14 protein-coding genes are annotated in these 12,847 nt (G+C 53.2%); 11 read left to right on the top strand and 3 right to left on the bottom strand.

The features are described 5' to 3' along the window. The coding region (locus FZ041_RS07350) for a family 43 glycosylhydrolase (RefSeq protein WP_149189113.1) at window positions 1–739 on the bottom strand (739 nt) is incomplete at its 3' end. A 232-nt stretch (window positions 740–971) separates the two neighbouring features. On the opposite strand from FZ041_RS07350, the gene FZ041_RS07355 reads away from it, so the two are divergent. The 7 genes from FZ041_RS07355 (at window position 972) to nudC (ending at window position 7,083) form a co-directional block, all read left to right on the top strand. Then, window positions 972–1,886, top strand: a complete 915-nt coding sequence (locus tag FZ041_RS07355) for an ArsR/SmtB family transcription factor (protein WP_149189114.1) — start codon at window positions 972–974, stop codon at window positions 1,884–1,886. An 82-nt stretch (window positions 1,887–1,968) separates the two neighbouring features. After that, window positions 1,969–2,562, top strand: a complete 594-nt coding sequence (locus tag FZ041_RS07360; protein WP_149189115.1) for a hypothetical protein — start codon at window positions 1,969–1,971, stop codon at window positions 2,560–2,562. 164 nt (window positions 2,563–2,726) lie between these two features. Beyond that, on the top strand, window positions 2,727–2,927 hold the full coding sequence (locus FZ041_RS07365; RefSeq protein WP_149189116.1) for a 4Fe-4S dicluster domain-containing protein: 201 nt from the start codon (window positions 2,727–2,729) through the stop codon (window positions 2,925–2,927). Beyond that, entirely contained in the window at window positions 2,924–3,493 is a 570-nt protein-coding gene (locus FZ041_RS07370) for a 4Fe-4S binding protein (RefSeq protein WP_149189117.1), read from the top strand. Before FZ041_RS07365 ends, FZ041_RS07370 begins: the two co-directional genes overlap by 4 nt. A 151-nt stretch (window positions 3,494–3,644) precedes the next feature. Continuing rightward, window positions 3,645–4,793, top strand: a complete 1,149-nt coding sequence (locus FZ041_RS07375; protein ID WP_149189118.1) for an acetyl-CoA C-acyltransferase — start codon at window positions 3,645–3,647, stop codon at window positions 4,791–4,793. After that, window positions 4,790–6,142 (top strand): AMP-binding protein, encoded by a 1,353-nt coding sequence (locus FZ041_RS07380; RefSeq protein WP_149189119.1) that lies wholly within the window; start codon window positions 4,790–4,792, stop codon window positions 6,140–6,142. The genes FZ041_RS07375 and FZ041_RS07380 overlap by 4 nt, the downstream gene beginning before the upstream one ends. A 104-nt stretch (window positions 6,143–6,246) precedes the next feature. Next, a complete protein-coding gene (gene nudC / locus FZ041_RS07385; RefSeq protein ID WP_075443858.1) occupies window positions 6,247–7,083 on the top strand; it encodes an NAD(+) diphosphatase in 837 nt (278 codons plus the stop codon). Between the two features lie 26 nt (window positions 7,084–7,109). Here the strand turns inward: nudC and FZ041_RS07390 are convergent, their stop codons facing one another. Together FZ041_RS07390 and FZ041_RS07395 are read right to left on the bottom strand one after the other, a co-directional pair. Next, window positions 7,110–7,580, bottom strand: coding sequence for a hypothetical protein (locus FZ041_RS07390; RefSeq protein ID WP_187626340.1), 471 nt, complete (start codon window positions 7,578–7,580; stop codon window positions 7,110–7,112). A 142-nt stretch (window positions 7,581–7,722) separates the two neighbouring features. Next, a complete protein-coding gene (locus FZ041_RS07395) occupies window positions 7,723–9,105 on the bottom strand; it encodes an NAD(P)/FAD-dependent oxidoreductase (RefSeq protein ID WP_149189120.1) in 1,383 nt (460 codons plus the stop codon). A 301-nt stretch (window positions 9,106–9,406) separates the two neighbouring features. On the opposite strand from FZ041_RS07395, the gene putP reads away from it, so the two are divergent. The 4 genes from putP to FZ041_RS07415 all read left to right on the top strand — a co-directional run bounded on the left by putP (window position 9,407) and on the right by FZ041_RS07415 (window position 12,775). Continuing rightward, window positions 9,407–10,885 carry a sodium/proline symporter PutP gene (putP, locus tag FZ041_RS07400; RefSeq protein WP_149189121.1) on the top strand — a complete coding sequence of 493 codons (1,479 nt, stop codon included), beginning with the start codon at window positions 9,407–9,409 and terminating at the stop codon, window positions 10,883–10,885. 23 nt (window positions 10,886–10,908) lie between these two features. Next, window positions 10,909–11,274 carry a VOC family protein gene (locus tag FZ041_RS07405; protein WP_149189122.1) on the top strand — a complete coding sequence of 122 codons (366 nt, stop codon included), beginning with the start codon at window positions 10,909–10,911 and terminating at the stop codon, window positions 11,272–11,274. A gap of 168 nt (window positions 11,275–11,442) precedes the next feature. Next, on the top strand, window positions 11,443–12,306 hold the full coding sequence (locus tag FZ041_RS07410; protein ID WP_075443848.1) for a response regulator: 864 nt from the start codon (window positions 11,443–11,445) through the stop codon (window positions 12,304–12,306). A 4-nt stretch (window positions 12,307–12,310) separates the two neighbouring features. Further along, window positions 12,311–12,775: a chemotaxis protein CheX gene (locus FZ041_RS07415; RefSeq protein ID WP_075443846.1), complete on the top strand. Its 465-nt coding sequence runs from the start codon at window positions 12,311–12,313 to the stop codon at window positions 12,773–12,775. Window positions 12,776–12,847 lie beyond the last annotated feature (72 nt).

Below are 12,847 nucleotides of genomic sequence, written 5' to 3' on the forward strand. Positions count from 1 at the left end.
CAGGATGATCGATTTTCAGCCAGGAGGACGGATCTAGCAGATTGGCATCTGCTGGAGCCACTAGCATACCCAAGCAGTAGTTTTCGTCTGTTGCGCTGGCTGAGTATGTGAGGAAAACATGATTGTTCTTTATGAGTACGCTCGGTCCCTCATTTACCCAGAAAATCTGTCGTTCCCAGCTGAACTCAGGTTGAGTCAGGAGGGTAGGTCTTCCGGTCAGCGTCCACGGATTTTTCATTTCAGAGATGTAAAGATTGGAATGGGATTTTTCACTGATGTCCTTATCTTCTTGGGCCCAAATATAATATAGTTTGTTGTTGTGTTCGAATACTGTGGCGTCCAAGGAAAAGGATTCCCAGCCTGTATGGATTTGTCCCTTCTCTACCCAATGGGGAGTCAGCGGATCAGCATTGCTGTTTTCCAGTACATACATGCGGTGATTGAAGGTGTCGCCAGTTACCTGCTGGTTGGGGGCAGCGGCAAAATAAATGTACCATTTGCCGCGAAGATAATGGATTTCTGGTGCCCAGATCAAGCTGCTCATTTCTCCTTGCAGGTGATGCGTCCAAGCAGTAAAAGGAGAAGCTGTATCAAGTCCGGCCAGAGTTCTTGCACGGCGGATTTCGATGCAGTCATAAGCGGGGACTGAGGCTGTGAAGTAATAATAGCCGTCTGTATGCTTGTAGATACAAGGATCAGCTCGTTGAAAGACCAACGGATTCGGATAACTCTTTGTCATGATGACCAGCTCCTTCTTAATTAAGTGTACTATTAATTATGTATTTAAATAAATAATTTGCTTTATTTAACCTTTAGCTATAATATACTCGTTTATTATCATTATGTCAATGCTTCTGTTTTTATTATTTCCGTTTTTTCTTATTTTGCTAGTAATGACAAGAAAAGATTGCTATATCATTGTTGGATATGGTATATTGATTAAGGAAATACTTAATTAGAAGGTGCGTTTTATGCGTGAATTGTTCAGCCTGGAAGAGTTGACGGCTTTTGCCAAGGCTATTAGTTCCGATATGCGGGTCAATATCATTTTGCAGGTAGCGCAGCAACCGGGAATCGGGTTGATGGAATTAGCAGATCATTTTGGCGTGAGCAGGGCGGCAATAACACAAAATATTAAAATCCTTACCGCTGCTGGACTTATTGAGCTTGGACAAACGGATGGGGAAAGTGGTGCCCGCAAGGGGTGCTTTGTGACAGAGGATAGATTCCTGTTGAATTTTCATCGCCGGTTATTGACACAGAAAATCTATACAACAGAAATTCCTATCGGCCAGTATAGCGATTGCGCGATTACGCCTACTTGTGGTATTGCAACTGCAGAGGAGCTTATTGGGCGTGTGGATGATCCAGCATTTTTTGATGATCCCAGGCGCTTTGCGGCAGGAATCCTTTGGTTCAGTACAGGCTTTGTCGAGTATCGGCTGCCGAACTATCTGCAGGAGGGGCAGTCGTTGGTGGAGATCCAATTATCGTTTGAAATTTCTTCGGAGGCTCCGGGAATTGCGGAAAACTGGCCTAGTGATTTGACTTTTTTCTTGAATGGGACAAAAATCGGTACTTGGACAAGTCCTGGCGATTTCGGTGAGGTGCGCGGGCGCTATACGCCTGCGTGGTGGGAACCCAATTGGAATCAATATGGTCTGCTGAAATTACTTTCCATCAATGAACGGGGGACTTATCTGGACGGACGTATGATTTCCATGCAGAACATCCATAATCTTCAGCTGGATAACGATAGTGAGCTGCGCTTCCGTATAGCAGCGCCAGCAGAGGCGGCCAATGCGGGTGGCTGTACGATTTTTGGCAAGGGGTTCGGTAATTATAATCAAGGCTTGAAGTTCAATATTATTTATACAGAAGCATAGACATAATCTTGTAACATTTTTAACAGACTGTTTCCGTTTTTTCACGTATATTTTTAGACAGTGATGAAACGGAGGGAATAGAATGAGTGCTTTTTTAGGGCCCATCCATTATTGGATGTATGAGAAAATCAAGGTACAGGAGGAGCTCTTGCGCCGTATTGCTGCCAAAGCAGAGCAGGAAGGTTGGCTGGCAGCAGCGGCGGAGTTCGTCAGGGAGGAGGAGCGTCCGCTGGAGCAGATCATCGACGCCGCCAATATCCATGGCTGGCTCAATGGTCATATCGAAAGTGTGGAGCGCCGCTATGCAGAGCTGACGACTGCCGTCCTGGCTGGTCACGCGGAGCGATTGGAGGAACTCAAGGCAATCGCTTATGGACTGGGACGGGAAAAGTCTGCGGCGGCGGACAGCACGGCTGAGCAGTGCTATAAGCGGATCGAGGATTGCACGCTGAATGGCATGCCCTGCGATGGCGTCAATATCGTCACGGATAAGAGCGAGGAACATTTCAGCTGGGAACAGCGCTTTGATGTCCATGGTGCTTACTGGATCGAGGCTGGTGGCAATGCGGCCGATTATTATGCCTTGCGCCAGCAGTTGATTGCAGGGATACTGGCAGGAACGCCATTTGTGCTGGCAAGCCCTGCCCCTGGTACATATAGCCTTTGCCGTCGCTGAGAGAAGAATATACCGTAGGGAAAAGCTGCTGTTGCTGCATCTGGCACAGCAGCTTTTTTGGTGAGCAGCGATAAAAACGGGGGCTGGCCGATGGTGATTGGATTACGGAGCTGCCTTGCCTGCTGGTTGTATAATGGAACCAATCTATATTCAGGAGGATCTTTATGTGTAAAAAGAAACGTCAGGCCGTGGTGCAGACGGCAGACTGTGTGGCTTGCGGTACCTGCGTGGATGTATGTCCGCGCGGGGCGCTTACGATCTATCGGGGAAGTTTTGCGCAGGTGGATGCCGTGGTCTGCGTGGGCTGCGGCAGGTGCGTTCGGGAATGTCCGGCTTCTATAATACGGCTGGAGGTGCAGGTATGAAAAAGCGTTGGTATCATTATCTGTGGATTTGGTCGCTGCTTTACTTCAGTTTAGGCTTTTTCAACATACTCTTTGCTTGGCTGGGACTTATAAGTTTTGCTTTGCCGCTGGTCATGGCCATTGGCTTTGGCAATAAGCTATTCTGCAATCGCTATTGCGATCGAGGGCAGACGTTAAGAGCTTTGGGGCAGCTCGGTTTTTCCCGTCGGCGGGATATGCCTGCCTGGATGAAGAGCCAGGCATTCCGCTATGGCTTCATGGTGTTCTTTTTTGCCATGTTTGGCAATGTTCTCTACAGTACCTGGCTGGTTTATAGCGGCGCTGGTTCTCTGCAGGCAGTGGTTACACTTCTGTGGACTTGGCAGCTTCCATGGCAGTGGACGTATTCGGAGATGGTGAATCCTTGGACAGCACAGTTTGCCTTTGGACTCTACAGCCTGATGCTGACTTCTGAGGTTATTGCTCTCCTTACCATGCTCGTATACCGCCCGCGCTCCTGGTGCGTCTACTGCCCGATGGGAACTTTGACGCAAATTGTCTGCAAGGCCAAAGCAACAAAAAAATAACAGATTAAGCAGGTATTCTTGTTGTTTACGCGGCCGGAAAAATGGCTTTATGGTAAACTGACTTACATGTAATGGTTGACGCTTACAGTATATATATCTATAATGGGAAACAGTAGAAAAGTGAAAGAGAAAGAAGGCGGCAGCAAAGACAATGGAAGAGGTTTATATCTTAGGAGCTATGCGCACGCCGATTGTGGGGAAAAATGGGCCTTTTCGAACGGTGCGGCCGGAGGTGTTAGGCGCGCGGGTACTGCAGGCGTTGCAACAGCGTTATGATGTGGGGCCTTTGTCCGGCGTTATCGGCGGTAATGCTGTGGGGACAGGTGGCAATATCACGCGGCTCATGGCTTTGCTGGCAGGTATCGGGCAGACGGTACCTGCATTTACGGTCGATATGCAGTGCGCATCAGCGGCAGCGGCTATTTCGCTGGCCTATGCCAAGATTGCCAGTGGACAGGGGGATGTCTGGCTGGCTGGAGGCATGGAGAGCTCGTCCCTGCAGCCCTTGCGCGTCTATGCCAGGCAGGATGAGCGCTACGGTCTTACCGCTAAGGGCGATGGCTGTTATTATACCGCGCAGTTTGCTCCAGGAGATATCGCAGAGGACACCATGCTCTGGGGGGCTGAGCGGGTGGCCGCTGCTGAGCACATAAGCCGCAAGGAGCAGGAGGGCTGGGCGCTGGTCTCTCATGCCAGGGCGGCTGCTGCGGCAAAGCGGGGAGTTATGCGCGACATCGTGGTACCGATCGATGGCTGGGAGTGGGACGATGGCATCCGGGAGCGCATGAGCCAGCGGCTGCTTGACCGCCTGCCGCTTCTGCTGGGGGAAGGGACCTCCCTTACGGCAGGGACAGCTTGCAGGATAAACGATGGGGCGGCCTTTGCCCTGCTGGCTTCGGGAAATGCTGTCCGGCAGCGGGGATTGCATCCCGTGGCCCGCATCCTGGGGACAGCGTCGCTGGGCGGAAATCCGGCGGAAAGCCCGCGAGGCGCGATGGCGGTAGCGGATGTCCTGCTGCGGCGTCATGGGCTTTCTTATGGGGATCTGCAGGGAATCGAGTTCAATGAAGCGTTTGCGGTCATTGACGTGCTGTTTGCCCGTGCGCATCCGGAGTGCAGCGGGCGGTATAACCGCTTTGGCGGAGCCTTGGCGTATGGGCATCCGTATGGAGCTTCCGGGGGCATCTTGCTGGCCCATCTGTTGAAATCCCTGCAGGCTGCTGGCGGTGGCCGTGGTTTGCTGGCTATTGCTGGTGCTGGGGGAATGGGCGAGGCGATCTTGGTGGAGATGATAGCGTGAATTATTATGAGTTGCTGCAGCTGTGGTGCGGGCGGCAGGCAGAGAAAGTGCTGCTGGTGGAAGATCAGCGCGAATACAGCTATGGAAAGATGCTGGAGCAGGTGGATGCACTGCGGGCAGGGCTGGCTGACGAGGCAGCCCATGGGCTGCGGGGCAGCATCTTGGTGCTGGCCGACACGCTGAACGGCCAGCTGGCAGCTTTCCTGGCATTGCAGGCCTTGCAGCTGCGCCCGGTCTTGCTGCATCATGGTTTGGCAGAGGGCGAGATAAAGGCCATCCTGTGCGAGAACAGGCTGAATGGCCAATTGGTCATACGGCAGCGGTCTCCGGCCCAGTCAGATCTTGACTGGACCTGGCTGGAAAGCGGTCTGGAAGAACAGGGGCGTGCGCAGGAAGATATCCTGGGGGTCTTGAGTTCTGGTTCGACGGGGGTACCCAAAGTCATGTATCGGACGTATGAGAGTTGGGCAGGTTTCTTCCCGGTGCAGAACGAGATTTTCCAGATCACAGGGGGGACGCGGTTGTTCCTTCATGGCAGTTTGAGCTTCACGGGGAATCTCAATGCGCTGCTGGGGGTGCTGTATGCTGGTGGCAGTATTATCACCAGCAGCAGATGGCATTGCCGCTGGTGGGCGCAGCTGATGGCAGACTGGCAGGTGGATGCCATCTATCTTGTGCCCACCAAGCTGCAGCTGTTGGCGGCAAAGGTGAAGCAGCCGCTGATGCAGGTGCGTTCGCTGTTCACTGGTTCGCAGCTGCTGAGTGACCGCAATATCGGCGACCTGCAGCGGCTGCTGCCCCAGGCGAAGATCATTCTTTATTACGGGGCCAGTGAGCTGAATTATATCACCTACACTGTCTGCGGGGAGAAAAGGCGGGACAGCTGCAATCTGGGCCGTCCATTCCCCGGAATCGGACTGCGTGTGGATGATGGGATCATCTATGTAGATACGCCGTATCATGTGAGTGGGCTGAAACCGCCCTATACAGTGAGGGACACTGGCTGGCTCAATGAGGCAGGCGAGTTGATGTTTGAGGGGCGGCGTGAGAATTGGATCAATAAGGGCGGTGTCAAACTGAATACCCTGCGGCTTGAGAACAAGCTGCGAGCAGTGCCAGGTATACGGGCGGCGGTAGTGATGCCCATGGCGGATGCGCTGCGTGGCAGTACCGTGGCGGCCTTTGTCGTCAAAGAGGGCGACGTCAGCGCTGCCAAGGTGCGCCAGGCGGTAAGGCAGGTGCTGCAGCCCGTAGAGATCCCGCGCCGGCTGTTGTTCCTGCCACGGCTGCCGCTCAACGATCGGGGCAAGGTGGATCGAAGCGTGCTGGCCAAGCTGGTGGATGAATAGAAAACGTGCTATGATATAAGAGTGCTCGGCAATTGCTGAGCACTCTTAGTATTTTAGCTGTCTGTATTTGGTTGGATAAGATTCAGGGAAGGTGCGTGCGTATTATGATTCATGAGATGTTTTCCCATCGGCTTTGCAATGGTTTCCTGCCGGAGATTGAGCCGCAGGCGACGGATATCATCATCTGTGTGAGCGGGAATGCCATCATGGTGGGGGGCGAACCGGAGGCGGCGGAGTTCCCTAGGGGCAGTCAGCTGCCGTCAGATGGCACGTATCTGTACTTGTTTTCCGTTGATGGCCAGAATGTGTTCTGGTCGCAGCAGGAGGACAGAGAGCTGCTGCCGGGGTTTGCCTATAAGACGCTAAAGGAAATCCGCTGGGAGCTCAAGGGGCCGGCGCATTATATGTACCTGGCCTATACGGCATGGCATCTCATCTCCTGGTATCGCGACAATCGTTTCTGTGGCCGCTGCGGTCACAACACGCATCCGGCAGCAGAGGAGCGGGCGCTGGTCTGTGACAGCTGTGGACATGTGATCTATCCGCGGCTCATCCCGGCTGTGGTCGTCGGCATCATAAATGGCGATGAGATCTTGATGACGAAATATGCCAATCGCGATGTGCCATTCTATGCCTTGGTGGCAGGCTTCACGGAAATCGGCGAGACGCTTGAAGAATGCGTGGCCCGTGAAGTCATGGAAGAAACGGGGCTCAAGGTCAAGAATATCCGCTACTACAAATCGCAGCCTTGGGGCAGTGTGCAGGATCTGATCGTGGGCTTTTTCTGCGACCTGGATGGCGACCCGACCATCCATATGGATCGGAGCGAGCTCAAGGAAGCCGTATGGGTGCAGCGTGCAGATATCCAAGGCCAGCCCGATGATTGGAGCCTGACCCATCATATGATGATGACCTTCAAGGCAGGCAAAGAGCCGGCTTGAGGCTCGTCTGAGCAGCCGGCTCTATCTTATCCGGCGTCAATATCCACATTGGCGCCGAGGTATTTGCTGCGGTCGGAAGATTTCAGGTCCTTCTGATAGGGATTGTCTTCATTATAGTAGCGGATCTGGGTGTTGGTTTCGCCACCCGAGATATAGGTGCGTCCACATTCGGGGCAGACGGAAGTTTTCAGCCGGACGCTGGCGCGGACGACTTCGCCGTTGCCCGTATCGGCTTTCTGATAGGCGTTGGCGACATGTTCCTGCTCGTGGCTCATGACCACGGAAGCTGCATTGTCGGGATCGATATGGCCTGCCGCCTTGAAGGAGACCATTTCGTTTGAACCGTCTTGATATTTGCGGCGCTTGCAGGTCTCGCACTCGGCGGGATTGGATTTCTGTCCGCTGATCTTATCGGTTTGGTTGTAGCCATTGTAGTTGCCGTAGCTGCTGTCGTAGGGCGAGCCATAGCTGCTGGCGGTGATGCCCATAGTTGTCATCTTGCCCACATCCTTCCTGGTGGTAAAATACTCCTATATATTATATCGGAACAAACTGCTGAAAGATTAAGTGGAACTATTGATTTTGGGCCGGAAAAAGCCCCGCGTCTGCATGGACGCGGGGCTGGTATTTTTGATGAGGTTATTTTTTCAGGCGGTCAAGGATGCGGCGTGCGACGTATACACCGCTGGCACCGGCCTGGGAGAGGCCGCGGGTCACGCCGGCGCCATCGCCGATGGCGAAGACGTTCTTGAGTTCCGTCTCAAGTTCCTTGGACAGGACGACGCGGGAGCTGTAGAATTTGACTTCGACGCCGTAGAGCAGCGTGTCGTCGTTCGTCATGCCTGGGGCGATGTTGTTGAGTGCCTGGATCATCTCGATGATGTTGTCGAGGTGGCGCTTCGGCAGGACGAGGGACAGATCGCCCGGCGTTGCCTGGAGCGTCGGCTTCGTGAAGCTCTTGGTCATGCGGTGCGCATTCGTGCGGCGGCCTTTCATGAGGTCACCGAAGCGCTGGACGATGATGCCGCCGCCGAGCATGTTCGAGAATGAAGCGATGCGCTTGCCGTACTGATGCGGGGACTTGAATGGCTCCGTGAAGCGGTTGCTGACGAGCAGCGCGAAGTTTGTGTTGTTGCTCTGGAGGCTCGGATCACTGTAGGAGTGGCCGTTGACCGTCACGATGCCATCGGTGTTTTCCATGACCACATGGCCGTGGGGGTTCATGCAGAAAGTGCGGACCTGATCGCCGTAGCGTTTCGTGCGGTAGACCAGCTTGGCCTCATAGACCTGGCTCGTGATGTGGTTCCAGACTTCATCGGGGACTTCGACGCGCACGCCGACATCGACGCGGTTGTTTTCCTGCTCCAGGCCGAGGGATTCGCATTCGTTGGAGAACCATTCAGCACCTGCGCGGCCCGGGGCGACGATCAGGTACTCAGCTTCAACCGTCTCGCCATTGGCCAGTTCAAGGCTGTTGTTACCGGCGCCGTCCGAGTGGATATGGGAGACCGGGCACTCGAAGCGGAATTCCACTTTGTCTTTGAGGTATTCGTATGTTGCTTTGAGCATGTTGAGGTTGTTTTCCGTGCCGAGGTGGCGGACGCTGGCCGACAGCAGATGGAGGTCATGCTGCAGGGCGAGCTGGCCGATGTTGGAGTTCTCGGTCGAGAATACTTCAGCGGGGGCACCGTGCTTCATGTTGATCTTGTCGACGTAGTTGATGAGATCCATGACTTCGTCATCGGGCAGATACTCGTTGAGCCAGCCGCCGAACTGCGTCGTGAAGTTGTACTTGCCATCGGAGAAGGCACCAGCTCCACCGAAGCCGCGCATGATGCTGCATGGTTTGCAGCCGATGCAGCTCTTCACCTTGCCGGCAGAGATCGGGCAGACACGCGTGTAGATGTCTTTGCCGCTCTCGAGCAGCAGGATGCGAAGCTCCGGGCTTTTCTCAGCGAGTTCGTAAGCCGCAAAGACACCGGCCGGGCCGCCGCCGACAATCGCTACATCATACTTTTTCATGATAATTCCCTCCTAATACACCGGGCACGGATCTATATCCGGGCGCACGAAAAGAGCGCAGATTTTTGCTGTTCCTGTGGTGAGCAATCTGCGTATCGAATCGACTTTTTCAAAACCTTAGCTATTATACGGGATGCTTTTACAGAATGCAAGCATTTTTTCGGCGAAAAAAATAAAGGATGTACACTATAACAGAAAAATCATAGCTCATATATAAATTATAGTTGCATATATGCTGTATTTACAGGTATAATGTATAGCATATTGTAAACCTGTAATACATTCGTAAGGAGGAGAATCGTTGGTACACAATTTAGCAATCATTAATACATTTATCCTATATATAGGACTCATGATGGCAATCGGCGTCTATTACTATCGCCGGACGCGCAACATGAGCGATTATTTCCTCGGCAACCGCAAGCTCGGGGCCTGGGTGACTTCGATGAGCGCGGAGGCCTCGGATATGAGCGGCTGGATGCTCATGGGCGTGCCGGGCTTTGCGTATCTGGCGGGACTCAATGCCGGCTGGATCGCTGTCGGGATCGCTGTCGGTACTTGGGCCAATTGGCAGTTCATCGCTGCCCGGCTGCGCAAGTATACGGAGCTGGCCAATAACTCGCTGACGCTGCCGGAGTTCTTCGAGAATCGCTTCGAGGACAAGAGCGGCCTTCTGCGCATCGTGCCGGCCGTATTCATCCTGATTTTCTTCATCATCTACACGTCGTCGGGGTTTGTCTCGGCGGGCCGTCTGTTTGAGACGGTATTCGGCATTCCGTATCATTATGCGATCTTCATCGGTGCCGGTTCGGTGGTTTTCTATACGCTGGTCGGCGGCTTCCTGGCCGTCTCGCGCACGGATTTCATCCAGGGCATCATGATGTTTTTCGCCATCCTTGTCGTGCCTATCACGGCGGCGATGGAGATGGGCGGTTTTGCGGCGACGCTGTCGGCTATCGATACGGTGCAGCATTCGATGCTTGAGCCGCTGACGAAACCGGATGGTTCGACGCTCGGAGCAATCGAGCTGATTTCGCTGCTCGCCTGGGGTATCGGTTATTTTGGCCAGCCGCATATCCTCGTGCGGTTCATGGCGATATCGAGTTCCAAGGAAATCAAGCAGGCAACGCGCATCGCGATGACCTGGGTGGTCGTATCGCTGGCGGCAGCCGTAGCAGTTGGCATGGTCGGCCGCGTATTCCTCACGACGCCGCTGGAAGGCACGGAGTCGGAGACCGTATTCCTCGTGATGACGAATACGATGTTCCCGCCGGTCGTGGCCGGACTCATCCTCTCGGCCGTGCTCGCGGCCATCATGAGTACAGCGTCGTCGCAGCTTTTGGTCGCTGCGTCGGCTTTTGCACAGGATTTCTACCGCACGCTGCTGCGCAAGGATGCCGAGCAGAAGGAACTCGTCTGGATCAGCCGTGCTTCGGTGCTCGTCATCGCTTCGCTGGCTATTTTCCTCGGCCTTAATCCGAATAATTTCATCCTCGATATGGTTGCCTATGCCTGGGCCGGTTTTGGTGCGGCTTTTGGGCCGGCATTGCTCATGAGCCTGTTCTGGCGCCGGACGACGCGCAATGGCGTGCTGGCAGGCATCATCACTGGTGGTGTGACTGTGCTGGTCTGGAAGCAGTTTGCCTTCTGGGGGCTCTATGAGATTGTTCCTGGTTTTTTGCTGGCGCTTTCTGCGATTTATATTGTCAGCAGGCTGGATGACAAGCCGGCAGAAAGTATTACGGCAACCTTTGATTCTGTAGGCCGAAGTGAGATATAATAAGGCTATAAGGAGGTGCAGTCATGAATTTTAAATTTGCACATAACAATTTCAATGTTCTCGATTTGGAGAAGAGCTTGAAGTTCTATCATGAGGCGCTCGATTTTACTGAGGCGCATCGCTTGGAGACGCCGGACTTCACGCTCGTGTATCTGTCCGATGGCGGCCGTACGCCCCATGAGCTTGAGCTGACCTGGCTCAAGGATCGCAAGGAGCCGTATAATCTCGGCGAGAATGAATTCCATCTGGCACTGACGGTGGATGATTTTGCTGCGGCGCATGCTCGCCATAAGGAAATGGGCTGCATTTGCTATGAGAATACTGCTATGGGCATCTATTTCATCAGCGATCCCGATGGCTACTGGATTGAGATCCTGCCCGAAAAATAAGGCCATGCCAGGCAAATGGCATCGGTGGAATGCATCGATGTCATTTTTTTATTATTTTTCAAACAGATAGCAGGGATTTTAATGTGGTGTAGCGAAAATTTAGGTATTGAGAACTATATGATTAGGAAAAGGGTACTATCAAGAATAAAGAGAAGCAGGTGAGCATTTGTGGAGAAAGTCAAAGTAATGATCGTCGATGATTCCAAGATCAGCTGCGCAATGCTGGCGGGAAGCCTCAAGAAGACGAATTTTGAGGTTTGTGCGACGGCTAAAAACGCTGCCGAAGCGGTTCAGTTCTATGCTGAACGCAAGCCGGCTGTAGTGACCATGGATATGAACCTTCCGGATGCAGATGGTATTGAGTGCAGCCGTCGGATTCGGGCAATCGATCCTGATGCTAAGATTGTCATGATTAGTGCCATGAAGGACGCCAGCCTTGTCGCCAAGGGGCGCGAAGCTGGGATCAGTGCCTTCTTGCAGAAGCCCATCAATACCAATGACCTCATCGATACGCTGATGATCCTTTGCCAGAGCAAGGTCGGCAAGGTGGCAGTGCTGCGCGAGTCGTATGCCAAGCCCTTTGCGCGGGCGTTGCAGCAGGGCTTGTTCAGCTTGATCGGTGTGCACAGCGAGGTCGAGGTTGAGCTCGATGAGCGTCATTTCCTCGATGTCAGCGGCATCGCTGTCATCATCGGCCTGACCGGTTATCCGGTGGGGCGTGCCATCGTATCGATGGAAGCGGAGACGATGCGCAAGTTCTCCATGATCATGATGGACAAGGAGAACATCGAGGACGTGACCGAAGAGGAGGCCAGCGAATCGGTGGAGGAGTCTGCCAACATCATCGTGGGCCGTGGTGTATCGAATATCAATGATGTGTTCAAGGACAAGGAGATGCGTATCACGCCGCCGGGGACGATTTGTGGCAACAATATCCGCATCGCCAGTCCGAAGCTGACAACGTTCTGCATCGTTGCGAAGACAAGGATTGGTGATATCAGTATGAATGTAGGATTTGCGGAAGGAGATTGATGAGATGGATGCAAAGTTAGTTAATCCGTTTGTCGATGCATTCACGACAGTCATGCCGCAAATGGGGTTCCCTGAGCCGAAGCGCGTCAAGATGGGTGTGCAGAATACGAATGCCGTAGGCTTGGGTGTGTCGGTTATTGTCGGCTTTACGAAGCAGATCCGCGGCAATGTCGTCTATAATATGTCGGAAGATACGGCAAAGTTCATCGCATCGACGATGATGATGGGCATGCCGGTCGCAGAGTTTGATGCGATGGCCCAGAGTGCCATCTCGGAGATGAGCAATATGCTCACGGCTAATGCGGCTACGAATCTGACGGGAATGGGCTTTGAAGTAGATATCTCTACGCCGTCGCTTTCGATCGGTAAGGATTTCCAGGTCAAAATCAGTGACGGACAGTATCTGACTGTCGAGATGGATTTGGCTGGTCATACGGTTGAACTTGACATTGCCGTAGAGCAGCAGTAATATTAGACATGGATTAGAAATGGGCATTGCATGAAGTGTTTCATGCAATGCTTTTTCTGACATTGACAGGTG

It is taken from the genome of Pseudoselenomonas caprae (assembly GCF_008271345.1).
GTDB classification, from domain to species: domain Bacteria; phylum Bacillota; class Negativicutes; order Selenomonadales; family Selenomonadaceae; genus Selenomonas_A; species Selenomonas_A caprae.